The following is an 18,643-nucleotide window of genomic DNA, read 5'->3' as shown; positions in this document are numbered from 1 at the left end:
GGAAGTGTCCCCTTATGACCAAACACCGTGAAGCCATCTTGTGCATGCTGGTGGCTGCGCTGTTTTTCTGCCTTACGGAAGTATGCATGAAAAAAATCAATGGCGACCTGAACGGGGTCCAGGTGAATGCCACACGGTACACCCTGGCCGGGCTGGCCTTGATGCCCTGGAGCCGGAAGCAGCTTTTGGCCCGGCATGCCCGGGTTACCTTTGCCCAGCAGAAACTCTGCTTTTTCCTGGGATTCATGGGCATTGCCATGGTGGGGCCTCTGTACCAGATGGCTTCGGTGGTGCTGGGAGCCAGCCATACGGCGGTGATCTTTTCCAGCACGCCTCTTTTCATTACGGTGCTGGCGGCCCTGATCCTGGGGACCCCCATTACCAGGTATGAAATCGCCGCCCTGGGGCTCCAGGTGCTGGCCATTGCCGTTTTGGTGGACCCATTCCACATGTCCCTGGACCCGGGAGGCTTTTTGGGGCTCATGGTCTGCGTGTTCGGGTACAGCCTGTATGCGGTGGGAGGCAAGAAGCTCATGCCGGCCCTGGGCAGCGTGACGGTCACTGCCTGGACGTTCTTCTGGGGCGGGCTCCAGCTGCTGTTTGTGGCCTTCCTGTCCCACATCCCCGCTGTGGCGGCCTTTTTCACTGCCCACGGCCTGGGAAATTATGCCTATATCCCGCTTCTCACCGGCTACACCTGGGCCAACCTGCCCTGGGTGCTCACCCTGTACCTGGGCATCACCCTGGTGGCCTTCCTGTGCTGGTTCCGGGCCATGGAGGTGGGGAGCATCACCCTGGGGAGCCTGACCTATTTCATCAAGCCGGCCCTGAGCCCTCTCTTCGCCTGGCTTTTTGTGGGGGAGGCCATTACCTTCCAGATGGCCTTGGGCATGGGGCTCATGCTCCTGGGGGCCCGGATCGCCCTAATCAAATAACCTTTGTCGAGAAAGGAAAGATATCCAATGAAAGAAATCAACAATACCTTGCTGAAAGAATTCCGTGCTGCCTATGACCGGGATGCAGCCGCCCGGACCCTGAACAGTGCCCTGGCCAAAACCGACCTGGCGGACCTGTCTTTTGTGCCCATGCAGGCGGCCCTCCACCAGGGACCCTTTGCGGTGGAAGTGAAGACCCGGGGAATCACCGCCCAGCAGAAGTCCGGCCGGTGCTGGCTCTTTGCGGCTCTCAACATCATGCGGGAAATCGTGGCGGAAAAGTGTGGCTTGGAGGAATTCGAACTGTCCCAGAACTATCTCAGCTTTTACGACAAGCTGGAAAAGGCCAACAACTTCCTGGAAATGGTCATCGAACAGGCCGGGGAGCCGGTGAAAGGCCAGAGCATGCAGTACGTGCTCCGGGGCATGGTGGATGGGGGCTACTGGAGTGAAGCGGCCCATCTGGCGGCCAAATACGGGGTGGTGCCCAAAGCCGCCAACCCGGAATCCTACCAGTCGGAACATACGGACCGGTTCCTGGCTGCCATGAACCGGCTGCTCCGGAAAGATGCCCTGGAGCTCCGGGAACTGGTGGCTGCCGGAAAGGATCCCTATCCCCGGAAGAAGGAAATGCTGGCGGAAGTGTACAAAGCGGAATGCATCGCCTTCGGGGCGCCGGTGGAGACCTTCGATTTTGCCTGGCGGGACAAGGACAAGAACTACCACTGTGACCGGAACCTGACCCCCAGGGAATTCTACGACAAATACGTGGGCCTTGTCCTGAAAGACTACATGCCCGTGATCAACGAACCCACCCCGGACAAGGAAATGGATACCCCGGTGGCCTTCCACGCTGTGGAAAACATGGTGGGGAAGGACATGGAAGCCCTGAACCTGTCCCAGGAAGCCCTGGAAGACCTGTGCGTCCGCCAGCTCCAGGCCGGAGAACCGGTGTGGTTCGCCTGCGACGCCGGTGCCTACGGAGCCCGGAAAGAAGGGATCTGGGATCCGGACAGCGTCCAGGTGGAAAAGCTCCTGGGAGGATTTTCCTGGGATATGCCCAAAGGGAAGCGGCTGGAATACGGAGCCAGCTCCGCCACCCATGCCATGCTACTGACCGGGGTGGATTTCGATGCCAGCGGCCGTCCCACCCGGTGGAAGATCGAGAATTCCTGGGGCAAGGAAGTGGGGAAGAACGGCTATTTCGTCTGCTCCGAAAAGTATTTCAAAGAATACGTCTACGAAGCCGTGATCAGAAAATGCCATTTTACCCCGGAACAAAAAGAAATGCTGAAAAAAGAACCCATCCGGATCAATCCCTGGGATGAGGATGTATGAAAAAAGGAAGAAACCCACAGCAAGCGGGTTTCTTTGATGGTAAACGCATCCGTTGGATGCTAACCCACCACCATTGCGCAAGCGCAACGGTCCCCCGCCCTTGTAAAGGGCGGATATACGCTCGGGCTGGCGCCCATCGCTCTTTGGTAAGTACAAGGGCGTTAGCCCGCGTACTTACTATCCGCCCTTTACAAGGGCGGGGGACCAGCCGTGAGGCTGGTGGTGGGTTAGCCGCTTCAGCGGCGTTTCCCTTTAGAACCATCTGCCTTCGGCAGATGGTCTCCTTCGGCCGCTGCCCGCTGACAAAAAAACAAGGTGCTGCATGTTTTATGCAGCACCCTGTTTTTCTTACTCCCGTTCCTTCTTCGCCAGTTCCGGCAGGATGAACCCGATCCCGATCAGTACCAGCGGGGTCAGGATGTTCATGGCGAACTGGAAGTACCAGGTGTCGGTACCGCTCTGGACCCCACGGGGGAACATGCCCATGATGCAGGCGAAAGCGGTGAAGGCGAAGCACCAGAACCCGGCCAGCATGCCCAGGCCCTTGCTCTTCACGAAATGGTATTCAGAAACATAGTTGTCCGCATGTTTCTTCAGCATCATGTAGGCAAAGAACACCCACAGATACCGGAGCGGCATGCACACCGCGTTCAGACGGATCAGCCAGTTGTACAGGCTGGTCATGTCCCCGATCCCCAGCGCCGGTACGATCAGCAGGATGGAAACCAGGATGGCGGTCAGTTTGTACCCGGTTACAGGCACCCCTTTGGCGTTCACTTTGGTGAACACTTTGGGCACGAACTGGGGATCCACGTCGGACAGCAGGATCTTGATGGGGGCATCGATGGAAATGGCCAGGGTGGCGGCCTGTCCCAGGGCGGTGCAGATGGCGTAGATGATCACGAAGGTCTGGCCGATGCCGTAGTATTCACCCAGCTTGGAGAAGCTGTAGTAGGCCCCGTTCATCATCAGGTCCTTGGGGATGTTGTTGGGGTCGAACATCAGCCCCATGGCAAAGGTCCCCAGCAGGGCGGTCACCGCCACCATAATGGCCATGAAGATCATGGATTTGGGATATTCAGAAGAAGGTTTCTTCAGGTTGTTTACATAGGGGCTCAGCCGTTCGCAGCCGCCAACAGCAAACACCAGGATCCCCAGGGTGGTCATGTAGTCAAAATCGAAGGTGGGCATCAGGGTTTCCCAGTTCAGGCTGTAGCTGAAGGTCTTGGCGGTGGTCAGGTGAGGAGCCGCCAGGGCCAGCAGGATGTACAGGATGGACATGACGAACATGAAGCTCCCGGACAGGGCGCCGATCCGTTTCAGGGCCGTAACCCCTTTGGAGGCGTACCACAGGAAGAAAAAGAAAATCACAAGAGCGATGCATTGCAGGACCAGGGGCGAAATCATTTTCGTCAGGGATCCGTTCTGGAAAAAGGCCCAGCCGAAGGCGATGAGCATGTTCTGGGGTTTCTGGGCCAGGTAGGGCATGTGGACGATCCAGTAGGTCCAGCCGGCGAAGTAGGCCAGCTTGGCGCCCGAAGTGGACCGGATCCAGGAGGATACGCCCCCGGCGCTGTTCTTGAAGGTGGAACCCATTTCACCGACCATGAGCACATAAGGGATGAAGTACAGGGCGAACATGAGGATCCAGGACACTACGGCCTTGAGACCCTGGTTGGCATAGCCGTTGACGATGTTCCCGAACCCCCACACGGAGGTAAAGGTCATCAGGCCCAGCGCTTGCCAGGATAAAACTTTGTTGCTTCCATTGTTGAGTGTTTTTTCTTTTTCAGCCATTGGAAAGCCTCCTTTACAAAAGATGGTTCCATTATATCATGCAGCGGTATTATCTGGCTAGTTAAATAAAAAAGTTTTTGAACAATTTTGTACCTTATGATACAATGTCAACAGGAGGTGTCGAAATGAATCAAACTACGAAAGATTTACTGAACCTGATCCAAAAGAGCACGTCTCCGTACCATACGGTGGCGGCCAGCCGTGACCTGCTGCTGGCAGACGGCTTTGTTGAACTCCCCCTGGGCGGGGACTGGACCCTGGCCCCGGACAGCAAGTACTTTGTCACATGCTTCGATTCATCCCTGTTTGCCTTCCGTACCGGTAAAGCAGGATCCCGGGGGCTGAAGATTGCAGCCGCCCATACGGATTTTCCCTGCTTCAGGCTGAAACCGGCGGCGGAAGTGGATACCCAGGGCTACGGCACCCTGAACGTGGAAGGATACGGCGGCATGATCGTGTCCACCTGGATGGACCGTCCTCTGTCCCTGGCCGGGAAGATCGTCACCCGGACCGCCGATCCCTTCAAACCCCGGACCCACCTGGTGGATTTCAAACGGCCCCTTTTGAGCATGTCCAGCCTGGCCATCCACATGAACCGGGAAGTGAACGACGGCTACAAATGGAACAAACAGAAAGATGTGCTGCCCCTGGCCACCATGCTGGGCGAGGACCCGGAAGACAAGCACTTCTTCACCAACTTCCTGGCCAAGGAACTCCAGGTGAAACCGGAAGACATCCTGTCCTTTGAACTGTCCACCTATCCGGTGGAAGAAGGCTGCACCTTCGGGCTGAAGGATGAATTCATCTCCTCCGGCCGTCTGGACAACCTGACTTCCTGCATGGGCTGCCTGAAGGGCATCATGAACGGCAAAGGCACCGAAGGACTGCGGGTGGCCTGCCTGTTCGACAACGAAGAAGTGGGCAGCAACACCAAACAGGGAGCCGATTCCCTGGTGCTGAACAACCTGCTCCACCGGATCTACACCAAACTGGGCCTGACGGAAGAAGCCCTGTATGAAGACATGGCCAACGGATTCATGCTCAGCGTGGACGTGGCCCATGCCCTCCATCCCAACTATACGGCCAAATGCGACATCACCAACAAGCCCAAACTGGGCCAGGGTGTGGTGCTGAAACAGGCCTGCAGCCAGGCGTATGCCGGGGATGCGGAAGCGGTGGCCATTGTGAAAGGCCTCTGCGCCGCCAACGGGATTCCCTGCCAGCTGTTTGTGAACCGCAGCGACATCAAAGGGGGATCCACCCTGGGGTCCATGGCATCGGCCCTGACTCCCATCCGGACCATGGATATCGGTGTGGCCCTTCTGGCCATGCACAGCGCCCGGGAAACCATGGGAGCCGCCGACCAGAAGGCACTGGAAGATCTGATTACAGTGTTCTTTGGATAAAACGTGAGAAAAAGAAAAGGTGTGACCGCGGTCACACCTTTTCTTTTTCCTTCAAAATAATGTCATACGCCTTGCTCACATTCTCCTGGATGGCGGCGGCACAGGCTTGGAACTGCTTTTGTTCTTCCGGGGTCAGGGGCAGGTCCAGGACCTTTTCCACGCCTTCCTTGCCGATTACCGCCGGTACGCCGATGAACAGGTCCTGCTGGCCGTATTCCCCGTCCAGTTCCACCGAGCAGGGGAGCACCCGCTTTTCGTCCCGGAGGATGGTCCGCACCAGGGTGGCTGCCGCGCCGGCAATGCCGTATTCCGTGCACCATTTGCCGGAGACCGTCACCCAGCCTCCTTTGATAGCCTGTTCCTGGATTTTGGCCCGGTCGAACTTCCGTCCCGTGTGCTGTTCATACTGATCCACGGTCATCCCGGAAAAATTCAGCAGGGACCAGGGGACGAACTGGGAATTCCCGTGCTGACCCAGCATAAAGGCGCTGAAGCTCCGGCTGTCCAGCCCTGTAAAATCGCTGATGGCGTGGCGCAGCCGGGCCGAATCCAGAAGCGTCCCTGTACCCAGCACCTGGGACCGGGGGAGACCGGACAGATTGGCGATTTCCCCGGTGATCAGGTCACAGGGGTTGGTGATGTTCACAAAGATCCCATCGAACCCGGCATCCATGATCCGGGGAATGAACCGGGCCACCTGGATCACACTGTTTTTCAGTTCATCGTCCCGGTTGAAGTTCCTGCACAGAGAAATATCCCCCACCGCGATCACAATAATGGCACAGTCTTTGAGACCGGCATAGTCCGTGGTCCGGTAAGTTACCCGGTTGGGCATGAAAGGGACAGCATCGTTCAGATCATTGCATTCGCTGGTGAGTTTTTTGTCATCAATATCGCAGAGCAGAATCTCGTCAGCGATCCCCATCATTCCCAGGGAATAAGCCACATGGGCGCCCACATGGCCAACACCGACGATGCCTACAGCGTTTTTTTCAATCATGGCAGAACCTCCTTGATTTGGCAGTAATAGAATCCCTTACCAATCTATTGTAGCATGGTTCTGTGACAGCTGAAAGGACATTTGAAAATGTATACTGGATACAGGGACGGTCAGCGGACGAAGGAGACCATCTGCCGGAGGCAGATGGTTCTGAAGAGAAACGCAGCCGGTGGCTGCTAACCCACCACCATTGCGCAAGCGCAACGGTCCCCCGCCCTTGCAAAGGGCGGATATACGATTGGGCCTATGGCCCATTGCTTTTTATAAGGATAGTAACGGGTGCTGTTTATCAGTACCTTTTTCAGGGCGGATACACGCTCGGGCTGACGCCCATTGCTTTTTGGGCACCAGGGCGATAGCCCGCGTGCCATATATCCGCCCTTTTCAAGGGCGGGGGACCAGCCGCAAGGCTGGTGGTGGGTTAGCAGCCTTCTGGCTGCGTCCACGTTCAAAGCCCGGCAGATGACGGGCTTCCCTTATTTACTTTTTAATGATCTCCGTCAGCGCCAGACTGGCCTTCTTATAGATTAGATACGTAATCCCTGACACCACCGCGTACTTCAGCAGGTTGAAGGGCAGCACCGTCAGCAGCAGGAAATCCGTCAGGCTGTGGACCAGGGGATTGGTGGCACTGGCCATTTTCAGGATCGCCTCCAGAGGGATTTTGTACAGCTTTACGTACAGCGGGATGGCCAGGAACCTGTTGGCCAGAACCGCGAACACACTGGCCACCAGGCTGCCGGCCACCAGTGCCGTCATGGCACCCTGGCGGGTCCGGTGCAGGTGATAGAACACCGTGGAGGGCAGCACATAGGCCAGGGCACACAACAGGTTCATCCCTTCCCCCACAAAAGCCGTAGAGCTTCCCACCAGCACCAGTTTGATAAGGATCTTCAGCAGTTCCGTCAGGCCCCCGGCCAGAGGCCCGATAAAGAATCCGGCAAACAAAGCCGGCAGGTCCGAAATCTCGAATTTCATGTACGCCGGGGCAAACGGCAGGGGAAACTCAAAAGCCATCAAAAGAGAAGACAAAGCCCCCAGTATTGCAATAAAAACCATAGCCCGGGGAGTCAAAGCACGATTCATGGGAAAATCTCCTTTCCAAATAAGAGCAAGTCCAGTGTAACAAAAGGGGTGGGGGATGTCAACGAGGTACCAGCCACCCAACCATCCACCTAATCACCTAACCACCTAACTCCTGAATCCCCTACAAATTTCCTGCCCCATCTGATATAATAAATAGTCACAACAACATTCGTTCCAGCCAATCCTGGCTGTTTTTCTTTGAAAGGATCTCTGTCATGTCCAAACAACTGATTGTCAATGCTGATGATTTTGGCCGTCATATCCTGATCAACCGGGCGGTGGAACGGGGGGTGGCACAGGGACTGATCCGGTCGGCCACGGTAATGGTCACCGGCGCCGCGTTTGAGGAGGCGGTGGCCCTGGCCCGCCGTACTCCCGCCCTGGGCCTGGGCATCCATTTCACCCTGGTGAACGCCAAACCAGTGCTGCCGGCCTCGGACATCCCCAGCCTGGTGGACCCGGCCACCGGGGAACTGTACCCGGACCATGGTGCGTTCGTGAAACGGTTCCTGACCGGCAAAATCCGGCTCCAGGACGTCCAGCGGGAATGCACCGCTCAGCTGGACCGGTTTTTGGATACGGGCCTGGTGCCCACCCACGCCGACAGCCATCAGCACATGCACGTGCTTCCCGGGATCATCGACATCATCCTGGACCTGTGCCTGGACCATGGGATCCCGGCGGTGCGGATCCCGGCCATCCCGGTGAGCCTTCTGGCCACCCGGCCCTCCAACCTGGGAGAACAGGTGGGCCGTACCGGTCTCCATGTGCTGGCGGAACGGGCCCGGAAGAAGGCCCACGCCCAGGGAATCCGCACTCCGGATCATTTCGGGGGCATTGTGGCCGGGGAAGCGGTGGACAAAAAAGCCCTCCGGACCATCCTGCTCCACTTGAAGGAAGGCACCACTGAAGTGATGCTCCATCCGGGCACCAGCAACGGCATCCTGATCCCTGCTACCCAGTGGGACCACGATTTCGAAGGGGAACTGGACGCTGTAACCGATCAGGAAATCCTCCAGCTGGTAAAAGACCAGAATATTACGGTCCAGAATTTCAGGGACCTGTAAAAAAGAAAAAAGGAAACGGCGCCGAACGAAAAGCGGCGCCTAACCCACCACCATTGCGCAGGCGCAACGGTCCCCCGCCCTTGAAAAGGGCGGATATACGCTCGGGCTGTCGCCCGTCGCTCTTTGGTAAGTACAAGGGCGTTAGCCCGCGTACTTACTATCCGCCCTTTACAAGGGCGGGGGACCAGCCGTAAGGCTGGTGGTGGGTTAGCAGCCACCCGGCTGCGTCTACCTTCAGGGGCCGGCGGATGCCGGGCCTCCTTCTGCACCAGGGCCCCAAGGCCCGACGTGCCCTTTTCCATCCTGCACAGAAAGGAACACCATCCAAAATGATCTATACCATCACCTTCAATCCCTCCCTGGACTACGTGGTGACCCTGTCCCGCCTCCAGGTGGGGGCCATCAACCGGAACCAGGCCGAGGAAATCTTCCCCGGGGGCAAGGGCATCAACGTGTCCTGGATCCTCCAGAACCTGGGGGTCCCCACCCGGATCCTGGGCTTTAAAGCCGGGTTCACCGGAGACGAAATCCAGCGCCTGGTGGAAGAGCGGGGCATTCCCTGCAGCCTGCTGCCTGTGGCAAACGGCTTTTCCCGGATCAACGTAAAGATCCGGGCCGGAGAAGAAACCGCCCTTAACGGCAAAGGGCCGGAAGTCACTTCCGCCGACCTGGACCGGCTCCAGGCCCAGCTCCGGGAGCTTACGTCCGAGGATATCCTGGTCCTGTCCGGCAGCGGACCCAGCGGCTGTGCCCCCTCTCTCTACGGGGACATTGCCCGGGCCATGGAGCAGCGGCACATCCCCTGTGTGGTGGATGCCACCGGCAAACTCTTGGCCGGGGCTCTTTCGGCCCATCCCTTCCTGGTAAAGCCCAACGGGGAAGAACTGGAAGACCTGCTGGGCCGGAAACTGCCCACGGAGCAGGATTTGATCCAGGGGGCCCGGGAACTCCAGCAGCAGGGAGCCCGGAACGTACTCATCAGCCTGGGGGGCGACGGTGCCCTCCTGGTAGACGAAACAGGGAAAGTCCACCGTCACCTGGCCCCCAAGGGGACCATGGTCAACACGGTGGGAGCCGGCGACAGCATGGTGGCCGGTTTCCTGGCAGGATACCTGCGGAACAAAAACTGTGAAGAAGCCCTCCACTGGGGCATCTGCGCCGGCAGCGCCACGGCGTTCACCATGCATCTGGCGGAAAAGGAAGCCATTGAACAACTGGTAAAGGGGAATTGATATGCAGATCACGGATCTACTGAAACGGGAAAGTGTGGAACTGAACGGTTCCGCCGGCAGCAAGGCAGAAGCGCTGGACAAACTGATCCAGCTTATGGTGAAACAGGGGAACATCGCCGATCCGGAAGAATACCGGAAAAAGGTCTTTGCCCGGGAAGAAGAAGGGAGCACCGGGGTTGGGGAAGGGGTAGCCATTCCTCATGCCAAGACGGCAGCGGTCACCCGTCCGGGGCTGGCCTTTATGCGCTGCAGTGACGGGGTGGAATTCGATTCCCTGGACGGACAGCCTGCCAAACTGTTCTTCCTGATCGCCGCACCGGATACCAAGGACAATGTGCATCTGGATGTGCTCAGCCGTCTGTCCACCCTGCTCATGGATCCGGATTTCATCGACGGGATCATGGCTGTGGACAGTGTGGATGCCCTCTATGAACTGATCGGCAAGGCAGAAAAAGAGAAGTTCCCGGAAGAAGCCGGGGAAGAACAGCCGGCGGAAGAAGCCCCTGCCCCGGAAGAAGCCCCCAAAGGGTACCAGGTGCTGGCGGTCACTGCCTGTCCCACCGGCATCGCCCACACCTACATGGCTGCCGAAAGCCTGGAACAGCACGCCTCCCGCCGGGGCATTTCCATTAAAGTGGAAACCAACGGCCAGAGCGGGGTGAAGAACGCCCTGACGGCGGAAGACATTGCCGGGGCCACCGGGATCATCGTGGCCGCGGACAAATACGTGCCCATGAACCGGTTCAAAGGGAAACCGGTGGTGATCGTGAAAGTGGCCGACGGCATCAACAAGGCCGACCAGCTGCTGGACGAAGCCCTCAGCGGTCAGGCTCCCATTTATCAGGGGGAAGCCGGCGGGGAAGCAGCCGGAGAAACGGCGGCGGAAGAAAGCGGCGCCCGGAAGGCCTACAAGCATCTGATGAACGGGGTATCCCACATGCTGCCCTTCGTCATCGGCGGGGGCATCCTCATCGCCCTGGCTTTCCTGTTCGACATGGGAGCCGCCGGTACCGCCCAGTTCGGGTCCAGTACCCCGCTGGCCGCCTTCTTCAAGAACGTGGGAGGCCTGGCCTTCAGCTTCATGATGCCCATGCTGGCCGGGTTCATTGCCGCCAGCATCGCCGACCGTCCCGGGCTCCTGGCCGGGTTCGTGGCCGGGGCCATGGCTTCTGCCGGGGGCAGCGGTTTCTTCGGCGCCCTGGTGGGGGGCTTTGCCGCCGGGTATCTGATCCTGGCTTTGAAGAAGGCCCTGGCCTTCCTGCCGGAATCCCTGGAAAACATCAAACCCATCCTGCTGTACCCGGTGCTGGGGCTGATGATCATGGGGGCCCTGATGGTGGTCCTGATCAACCCGGTGATGGGTGCGGTGAACCACTGGGTCAACGGGGGCCTTACCGCCATGAGCGGCGGCAGCAAAGTGCTCCTGGGCCTGGTGCTGGGGGGTATGATGAGCATCGACTTCGGCGGGCCTCTCAACAAGGCCGCCTATGTGTTCGGTACCGCCTCCCTGGCCGGGGCTGACGGACAGGCCGTGTCCTCTCCCTTTATGGCCTCTGTAATGATCGGGGGTATGGTGCCGCCCCTGGCCATTGCCGTGGCCTGCCGGCTGTTCCCCAAGAAGTTCACGGCACAGGAACGGAACTCTTCCGTGACCAACTTCATCATGGGGCTCAGCTTCATCACCGAAGGGGCCATCCCCTTTGCAGCGGAAGATCCCTCCCGGGTGATTCCCGCCTGTGCCATTGGTTCCGCCGTGGCCGGGGCCCTGTCCATGGTGTTCGGCTGCACCATCCCGGCCCCTCACGGAGGCATCTTCGTGTTCGGCGTAGTCCACAACTGGCCCATGTACCTGGCCTCCTTGGCCGTAGGGACAGCAGTGGGTGCCCTGCTGCTGGGTATGTTAAAGAAGAATAGAGAATAGCAAAGTGGCTGTGAAGAGAGGAAACTTCCATTTCTTCACAGCCCTTTTTTGTCAACGGACTGCTTTTCCTGTATAATAGTACTAAAAAGGAGCGTACACCTGCCATGACACTTTTCTTTGTCTTTTTGCTGCTCCTGGCTGCTCTGGGGGTGGCCTGGGGCGGGTCTTTCTGGATCGACCGGCTCTATGACCGGGATCCTTCCATCCTTACTTTCCCCGACGCCATTGCCTCCCGCAGCCGCTGGCGGAAACCCCTGCTTTTTATCGGGTTCCTGGGCTGCGGACTGCGGCTGCTGCAGCTTGCCTCCGGTCTGCCTCTGGTGCTCATGCTGGTGTTCACCGCTTTTCTCCTGTGGATGACCGTTACGGATTTCGAACAGTACTGCCTGTTTGATTCCATGATGCTTCCCTTTGCCCTGGCCGCCCTGGTGATGCTGGCCACCTATCCCGACATGCTGGTGAGCCACCTGCTGGCCGGCCTGGCTGGGGGACTGGTGTTCCTGGTGCTGGGAATCCTGTCCCGGGGCGCCCTGGGCGGGGGAGACATCAAGCTCCTGGCCGCCCTGGGCCTGTGGATGGGCCCCCAGAGCCTGGCCTTTACTGCCGCCGCCGGCACCGTCCTGGGAGGTCTGTCCGCCCTGGTGATGCTCCTGGCCGGGCAGAAGAACCGGAAAAGTTCCTTTGCCTATGGACCCTATTTCATGCTCACCGCCCTGGCCCTGATGCTGGTCCGGGGGTTGTAACATCTCATTTTCCTGTCCTTGAAGGAGGCGCTTCCCATGAAGCCTTTTACTCATAACCGGAAACAGAAAGGGGCCTTCCTGGTGCTCTTTGCCGTACTGCTGCCCGTGTTCCTGCTGCTGGTGGCCCTGGTCAGCGAAATCGGCCGGATCTGGGCCTATCACACCAAGCTCCAGAACGCTGCCGACGCCGCCGCCCTGGCCGGAGCCGCCAACTTCGTCAACGGGGACACCATCAATTCCCATCCCAATGCCGACCTGTTCGCCGACCGGTACGTAACCGCCAACCTAGGCCACAACCTGGCCAGCAGCCCCAATCTCCAGCAGTTCCAGGCCAAAACCAAAGCCGTCACCGGCAGCGAAGGAGAAAAATCCTACTACCGGGTCCATCTGGAAGAAGAAATCCCCCTGATCCAGGCCACCGCCGCCTGGCTTCACCGGCCCACGTTCCTGGTAAAGGCCACTGCCGTGGCGCTGATTGGGAAGGAAGGGACCAGTGGAGGTGGGGGAATTAAGCTGGGGAATCTTGTGAATGTAGGACTTGGAAGAAGAGGGTTTGACGGATCTTTTTACAATAATAATAATAGTGATAAGATTGGAGGTGCTACTTTTGAAGGAGATGTTGTTGTTTGGGATTGGAGAAATTATTATAAAGAAAACAATCAGGGAAGATATATGTTGTACACAAGAGAGGCATATGGGAAATCCAGAGAAACCGCTATAAGTCAAGGAATGTATAAATATCCATCTGCAGGAGTAGCTCCTAATGGTTCCAATCCCGAAAAATATTATAATGAACAGGTTTCAGCTAGTGAGCAAGCTGTTAAAGATGCATTCAAAGATATTCCCAAAACAGAAAATGATCAAAACTATACAATAACAATTTCTGACAATGGCCAGTCTATGTATAGGCTCGCCTCTAATGTTCAAAATATGAACATTAATCTTAGTGATAATTCTTTGAATTCTAATGATCCTGTATATCTTTATGTTGATGATGATCTATCTCTTCTACATATTTCTTTACAAAGCAATATAAGGCGGCCTGTAATAATCTGTTATTTTGGCCATCAAGAAATAAATAATTGGAATAAGAATCCCATTACGAACGTGCAATTTGATGCCAATACTTACGACTTCCGAGGTAGTTTATATGTGCCAGGCTCATCATTATCTCCGTTTAATTTTGATAAACAAGAAAAAGACCAACATGGGAACGTACTACCTAAGCAACAATTCCATGGTTCTATTTATGCCAACGAGATAGAATTTAATGCAACACATGGTGATTTCACATTTGAAGAGTTCTCTCTTCCCGGTAGTGGCGGCGGAAGCGGTACCCCGGCCGTCAAACCCCGGCTGGTGGACAACAGCCTGTGGTGAGAAAACCAGTGCAGAGTGAAGAGTACAGAGTGAGGAGTGAAGAGCAGGGACGGCCGGGCCGACAGATCCGTTCTGGAACCGTAGGGGACCCAGGCCCGGCGCCCCGCCTGCACGTCCCCACGCCAACCACGTCCAACCATCAGTACGCGGACCCATGACCCCAACGCCGTCACGGTCGGAGGTTCGGTGGGGTGCGGGGGCTGGTTTTCATCGTACTCCCGATGAGAAAACCTCTCATTTCCATTCTTTCAAAATAGTTTGTTCCATTCATGCCCCAATTTTTCCACTTGGGAAGGAATTATCAGTTTCCTGTCGAAAGGTATTTCTATACCAACTTCACAAGGAGGCAGATTAATGGAAAGAATCAAAACCTTTGATGAACTAACCATCCGTGACAACTTTCTCTTCCAGCATGTCATGCGCAATGAACGGCTTTGTACCCATTTGATTGAAAAGATTGTGGGAATCAAAGTCCGTTCTCTGCATTACCAGGATTTCGAAAAGACCATCGACCTCCGGCTGGATGGCAAAAGTGTCCGTTTGGATGTCTATGTGGAGGATGAGGAAGGTCGTGTCTACGATATCGAGATGCAGTGCTCCAACTCCCCCAAATACGACCTGGCCAAGCGCAGCCGTTTTTATCAGAGCCTGATTGATGGGGAACTGCTGGATAAGGGCAAGCCGTACGAAGAATTGAACCCGTCCTATGTAATCTTTATTTGCACTTTCGATCCGTTTCATCGGAATCTGCCGATTTACACATTTACCCATTGCTGTCAGGAAGATAACAGGGTAAAATTAAAGGACGAAGAGACCAGAATGTTTCTGAACAGTAAGGGCAGCGAAAATGCAGCTGATCCTGACGTTGCTGCTTTTCTCCGTTACGTGGACGGAAAAGCCGCAAAAGGGAATTTTGTGGAAAGTCTGGATCAGGAAGTCCATCTTGTGAAGAGCATGGATAAAGTGAGGCGAGAATATATGATTTTAAGCGATGAAATCAGAAGGCGCCAGAAAGAAGCAGAAGAAGAAGGCAGGAAGGCAGGCCGGAAGGAAGGTTTGAAAGAAGGATTGGAGCAAGGCATGCAGCAAGGGATGCAGCAAGGGATGCAACAGGGAATGCAGGAGGAACGCGAATCCAACGTTCTTGGCATGCTGAAAGAGAAAATCCCCATGGAAACCATTTCCCGGATCACCCATTACTCCCTGGAACAGATCCAGAAACTGGGAAAACTGCACGGACTGCTTTAAAATGGAAAAGACCGCCGGAATTTCCGGCGGCCTTTTTGTGCAATCAATGGTTTCAAAAACACCTGGTCTGCTTTTTTAGTCAAAAGTATTTGCCGTGAGCAGATGGTATCATTAAATTGTTGTCCATACATACATTTTAAACGATCACCTTTTCTATCAATTTATTATGCTGTATAATAAAGAAGACAATATATTACATTTCTGTCCCAATATAGGAGTCTTACGATGAACCAAATATTTTTGAATTTAAGTGAAAATAAACGTATTTTCCTGGCAATGGCTTTTTTATTTTGTTTCCATCTATATACGATGACAACGTGCAATATCTTTTATTTCACTCCAGATGAAATGGGGTATTGGGCCAATGCAGCTGCCTATATAGGGATGGATTGGTCAGCGTTGAAGAATCCATTATACTATAATGGCGGTTATTCTTTTATCATTGCTGTCTTTATGTATTTTTTTGATTCGCCGCTTTTTATCTACCGTTCTTTAATGATTCTGAATGCACTGTTTAATTGTGTATCATTTTATTTTTTATATGAGATCCTTGTTTCTAAGTATGTTTTTACGTCAAATCATCGACAACAGGCTTTTATCTTTGCTTTACTTTCTATGGCATATCCTGCTTATACCTTATATACTGAAACCACCCAGCCAGAATGCTTGTTAATGATGCTGGGAATCCTTTCTTTTTATTTACTGATTGCTATTTTGGAGAAAGGTTCACGTAGATATTATATTTTAGAAGCTTTGATTTTAGGTTATATGTTTGCAGTACACACAAGAAGTGTACCAATCATAGTTTCTGTTATGGGGGCATTGCTTTTAAATGCTGGATGGGTCTGGCGTCAGAAAAAAACAATCGATTACAATCTGATGTTATTTTTAGGATTGATCGGTGTTTTATTTGCAGGTAATTTGTATTTAAAATATTACCTGTTGGATTCCGTGTACCTTTATTTAGGGCAGGGAGGAAATTTACTAAATGGAGGAAATTTACTATCTGGCAATTTATATAAACTGAAAGCTTTGCTTTCTGCAAAAGGCATCTTGGAATTTCTTCGGATTCTGGAAGGCCACCTTTATTATATAGTTGTTTCAACTTTTGGCTTTAGTATTTTAGGTATGATATATTCATGGTGTGAATTCTTCCGGAACAAAGAGGACTTTAAGAAAAAGATATTTTATTTTACCACTTCAGCAGCGGCTGTTTTGTCTTTGCTGATGAGCGTTCTGTATTTCACCAATTCAAATGAACAAGGCCTGGTGTTTGCTACTTTTAGCCGATACTTCGAAGCATCAATGGGTGCGGTTATGGTATCATTTGGTTTGGTGGCAGTAATTGATTGTTTGCATAATAAAAAAACAAGATTATTGCTCTCATCCTTTGTTGTTACTGTGTATATCATTTTATTGTTTCAAAATGTTATTCAGTACTATCAGGGAGTCGATGGGATTAGAAATTATCAAGTGGGTTTCTTGTTTTTTAAAGTGGGGAATACCTATTCTTACTATTACAGCTCGCTTTTTATTGTTACGGGACTTCTCATTTTGATTACAGTAAGAAAGTCGGACAATGTGCTCACCGTATCGTATGTTCTTCTGGGTACCATGTTTTTGGTTGGCAATTTTTTAAATACAGTGAATGGGTCTGTCAGAAACATGCGGTATGATACTATGATGAAAGTTTCGCAAGGTGTAGTAGAAAATTTATCACCTGATGAACATACGGTATATTTTTATTCACCAGACCATGATATAAATCGATTGGATTATTGGTGGGTTGCGCCTATCGATCTGCAATATCTTTTATTAAAAAATGTCACGGTAAATGTACTGCGCAAAAGTAACGAATTAACTGCTGATTTAAAGGGAAAATTGATTATCACTACGAATGGTGAAGATATGATAAAAAAAATGAATTATTTAAACAGCAGCAGCTTGTCCGTCTATAAAGATTTTATAATATGGAAAATGAATGAATAGATTTGGAATGGGGATTTTTATATGAAGAAAATAGCCGTACTGATTCCATGTTATAACGAAGCCAGAACAATTGGGAAAGTGGTATCTGATTATCATAATGCACTGCCGGATGCGTGCATCTATGTCTATGATAATAATTCAACGGATAACACGGCTCTCATCGCTGAGCAGAATGGTGCAATTGTCCGGCCTGAGTATCGTCAGGGAAAGGGCAATGTGATTCGTTCCATGTTTCGTTTCGCGATATCAATGCGGATTGTTATCTGATGATAGATGGAGATGATACGTATCCTGCTGAGAATGCCCAGGAGATGTGTCAGCTTGTTTTGGAGGGCAAGGCTGATATGGTCATAGGGAATCGCCTGTCCACTACGTATTTTAATGAAAATAAGAGGCCCTTCCATAATTTTGGAAATGAACTTGTACGAAAATTCATCAATATTTTATGGCAACCCAAAAATCGGATCGAAGATGTTATGACAGGATATAGGGCTTTCAGCCCCCTGTTTGTTAAAACATTCCCCATATTGTCCCAAGGGTTTGAAATTGAGACGGAAATGACCATTCATGCTCTGGATAAGAACCTGTTAATTGAAAGTATCCCTGTCCAATATCGAAACCGTCCAACAGGAAGCAAAAGCAAACTAAATACTTATACAGACGGAGCCAGGGTCTTACTAACAATTTTTAATATGTATCGCCATTATAGACCTATGGCTTTTTTCGGAAGTGCTGCATTGCTTTTTCTCTTGTGTGGGATTACCCTGTTTATTCCGGTTCTTATGGAGTATATACGGATAAGGTTGGTTCCCAGATTCCCTACTTTTATCGCTAGTGGATTTTTCATGATTACGGCATTGCTTTCTTTCTTTTGCGGATTGATTCTGGATACAACCGCTGTCAATTCCCGCAAGGATTTTGAGATACAGATGAACATCATAAAGATGATACAGAAGCATGAATAAAGAACGAGGAGAAGAGAAAGGTGTACCATATATTTAGACAGTGTTAGAGCCCGTCTGAAATCGCCAAATAGGGCCCAGCTGAATTAGCCAAATTCAGCCCAATTGAAATCGCCATTCTTAAATATGTGGTACGATCAACAACTTAGAATACACTTCGGCCTAGGGCTTAAATCTTAGGCATAGTTGCTGAAATTGGTTCTTTGGGTTTGTTTGCCTGGACTGTATACGTCTCAAGCATTTGCCCGCGGTAGCTGTTTCCTTTAATCATATAGACTACAGCATCATCGAAAATGCGGTCCAAGGAACACAACAGGGCATCATCTTCGTTAAAACATTCCCGCCACTCAGAGGGTGTTTTGTTGCTTGTAAAGATCATGTTGTAATAACCACCCTTGTTGTATCGGCGGTCAACCAGGTCAAAGAAAATTGGTTCTTTGTCAAATGTTGGGGTAAGCTCCAATTCATCTACCACACACGGACGTGAGCGATTTTTGCTCACGTCTGTTTTTATTTTAATTTCACCATCGAAAGCAGTA

At 52.9% G+C, this 18,643-nt stretch carries 14 protein-coding genes and 1 pseudogene; 11 read left to right on the top strand and 4 right to left on the bottom strand.

The features are described from left to right. The first annotated feature begins 14 nt into the window (after positions 1–14). Both ACTQY1_RS10945 and ACTQY1_RS10940 read left to right on the top strand, forming a co-directional pair. The gene (locus tag ACTQY1_RS10945) at positions 15–935 is read left to right on the top strand and encodes a DMT family transporter (RefSeq protein WP_022486631.1); all 921 of its coding nucleotides are present in this window, start codon (positions 15–17) and stop codon (positions 933–935) included. 27 nt (positions 936–962) lie between these two features. Then, the gene (locus ACTQY1_RS10940; RefSeq protein ID WP_022486630.1) at positions 963–2,273 is read left to right on the top strand and encodes an aminopeptidase C; all 1,311 of its coding nucleotides are present in this window, start codon (positions 963–965) and stop codon (positions 2,271–2,273) included. Positions 2,274–2,621: 348 nt separating this feature from the next. On the opposite strand, the gene ACTQY1_RS10935 is transcribed toward ACTQY1_RS10940, so the two are convergent. Further along, positions 2,622–4,070 (bottom strand): amino acid permease, encoded by a 1,449-nt coding sequence (locus ACTQY1_RS10935; protein WP_022487513.1) that lies wholly within the window; start codon positions 4,068–4,070, stop codon positions 2,622–2,624. A gap of 125 nt (positions 4,071–4,195) precedes the next feature. Between ACTQY1_RS10935 and ACTQY1_RS10930 the strand changes: the two genes are divergently transcribed. Beyond that, positions 4,196–5,476, top strand: a complete 1,281-nt coding sequence (locus ACTQY1_RS10930) for a M18 family aminopeptidase (RefSeq protein WP_022487514.1) — start codon at positions 4,196–4,198, stop codon at positions 5,474–5,476. 31 nt (positions 5,477–5,507) lie between these two features. Here ACTQY1_RS10930 and ACTQY1_RS10925 read toward each other — a convergent pair whose 3' ends face one another. Together ACTQY1_RS10925 and ACTQY1_RS10920 are read right to left on the bottom strand one after the other, a co-directional pair. Continuing rightward, positions 5,508–6,476 (bottom strand): lactate/malate family dehydrogenase, encoded by a 969-nt coding sequence (locus tag ACTQY1_RS10925; RefSeq protein WP_022487515.1) that lies wholly within the window; start codon positions 6,474–6,476, stop codon positions 5,508–5,510. Positions 6,477–6,956: 480 nt separating this feature from the next. Further along, entirely contained in the window at positions 6,957–7,562 is a 606-nt protein-coding gene (locus ACTQY1_RS10920; RefSeq protein WP_154488769.1) for an ECF transporter S component, read from the bottom strand. A gap of 215 nt (positions 7,563–7,777) precedes the next feature. Here ACTQY1_RS10920 and ACTQY1_RS10915 point away from each other — a divergent pair, with 215 nt between their 5' ends. From ACTQY1_RS10915 to ACTQY1_RS10880, 8 genes and pseudogenes are all read left to right on the top strand, one after another. Next, positions 7,778–8,629 carry a ChbG/HpnK family deacetylase gene (locus ACTQY1_RS10915; protein WP_288311597.1) on the top strand — a complete coding sequence of 284 codons (852 nt, stop codon included), beginning with the start codon at positions 7,778–7,780 and terminating at the stop codon, positions 8,627–8,629. 329 nt (positions 8,630–8,958) lie between these two features. Further along, the gene (gene pfkB / locus ACTQY1_RS10910) at positions 8,959–9,861 is read left to right on the top strand and encodes a 1-phosphofructokinase (RefSeq protein WP_288274301.1); all 903 of its coding nucleotides are present in this window, start codon (positions 8,959–8,961) and stop codon (positions 9,859–9,861) included. A gap of 1 nt (position 9,862) precedes the next feature. Beyond that, positions 9,863–11,782 (top strand): PTS fructose transporter subunit IIABC, encoded by a 1,920-nt coding sequence (locus ACTQY1_RS10905; protein WP_022487627.1) that lies wholly within the window; start codon positions 9,863–9,865, stop codon positions 11,780–11,782. Positions 11,783–11,886: 104 nt separating this feature from the next. Then, a complete protein-coding gene (locus ACTQY1_RS10900) occupies positions 11,887–12,525 on the top strand; it encodes a prepilin peptidase (RefSeq protein ID WP_441374190.1) in 639 nt (212 codons plus the stop codon). A 36-nt stretch (positions 12,526–12,561) separates the two neighbouring features. Then, entirely contained in the window at positions 12,562–13,905 is a 1,344-nt protein-coding gene (locus ACTQY1_RS10895) for a pilus assembly protein TadG-related protein (protein WP_441374189.1), read from the top strand. 354 nt (positions 13,906–14,259) lie between these two features. Continuing rightward, a complete protein-coding gene (locus ACTQY1_RS10890; RefSeq protein WP_154488780.1) occupies positions 14,260–15,153 on the top strand; it encodes an Rpn family recombination-promoting nuclease/putative transposase in 894 nt (297 codons plus the stop codon). A 225-nt stretch (positions 15,154–15,378) separates the two neighbouring features. Continuing rightward, positions 15,379–17,142: a glycosyltransferase family 39 protein gene (locus tag ACTQY1_RS10885; protein WP_154488777.1), complete on the top strand. Its 1,764-nt coding sequence runs from the start codon at positions 15,379–15,381 to the stop codon at positions 17,140–17,142. Between the two features lie 21 nt (positions 17,143–17,163). Further along, positions 17,164–18,107 (top strand): annotated as a pseudogene (locus tag ACTQY1_RS10880) (glycosyltransferase). Positions 18,108–18,273: 166 nt separating this feature from the next. Here the strand turns inward: ACTQY1_RS10880 and ACTQY1_RS10875 are convergent. Next, a partial coding sequence (locus tag ACTQY1_RS10875) for an ATP-binding protein (protein ID WP_441374188.1) occupies positions 18,274–18,643 on the bottom strand: 370 nt, incomplete at its 5' end.

Source organism: Acidaminococcus sp. HCP3S3_G9_1 (assembly GCF_052122455.1).
Taxonomy (GTDB): domain Bacteria; phylum Bacillota; class Negativicutes; order Acidaminococcales; family Acidaminococcaceae; genus Acidaminococcus.
The sequence above is the reverse complement of the archived record's forward strand: the minus strand, read 5'-3'. Positions and strand labels throughout refer to the sequence as shown.

Excerpts from the sequence above, each read along its gene's own strand:
- ACTQY1_RS10930 (WP_022487514.1), top strand. The coding sequence starts at position 4,196 with ATGAATCAAACTACGAAAGATTTACTGAACCTGATCCAAAAGAGCACG.
- pfkB (WP_288274301.1), top strand. The coding sequence starts at position 8,959 with ATGATCTATACCATCACCTTCAATCCCTCCCTGGACTACGTGGTGACC.
- ACTQY1_RS10940 (WP_022486630.1), top strand. The coding sequence starts at position 963 with ATGAAAGAAATCAACAATACCTTGCTGAAAGAATTCCGTGCTGCCTAT.
- ACTQY1_RS10900 (WP_441374190.1), top strand. The coding sequence starts at position 11,887 with ATGACACTTTTCTTTGTCTTTTTGCTGCTCCTGGCTGCTCTGGGGGTG.
- ACTQY1_RS10920 (WP_154488769.1), bottom strand. The coding sequence starts at position 7,562 with ATGAATCGTGCTTTGACTCCCCGGGCTATGGTTTTTATTGCAATACTG.
- ACTQY1_RS10915 (WP_288311597.1), top strand. The coding sequence starts at position 7,778 with ATGTCCAAACAACTGATTGTCAATGCTGATGATTTTGGCCGTCATATC.
- ACTQY1_RS10890 (WP_154488780.1), top strand. The coding sequence starts at position 14,260 with ATGGAAAGAATCAAAACCTTTGATGAACTAACCATCCGTGACAACTTT.
- ACTQY1_RS10925 (WP_022487515.1), bottom strand. The coding sequence starts at position 6,476 with ATGATTGAAAAAAACGCTGTAGGCATCGTCGGTGTTGGCCATGTGGGC.
- ACTQY1_RS10945 (WP_022486631.1), top strand. The coding sequence starts at position 15 with ATGACCAAACACCGTGAAGCCATCTTGTGCATGCTGGTGGCTGCGCTG.
- ACTQY1_RS10935 (WP_022487513.1), bottom strand. The coding sequence starts at position 4,070 with ATGGCTGAAAAAGAAAAAACACTCAACAATGGAAGCAACAAAGTTTTA.
- ACTQY1_RS10885 (WP_154488777.1), top strand. The coding sequence starts at position 15,379 with ATGAACCAAATATTTTTGAATTTAAGTGAAAATAAACGTATTTTCCTG.
- ACTQY1_RS10895 (WP_441374189.1), top strand. The coding sequence starts at position 12,562 with ATGAAGCCTTTTACTCATAACCGGAAACAGAAAGGGGCCTTCCTGGTG.
- ACTQY1_RS10905 (WP_022487627.1), top strand. The coding sequence starts at position 9,863 with ATGCAGATCACGGATCTACTGAAACGGGAAAGTGTGGAACTGAACGGT.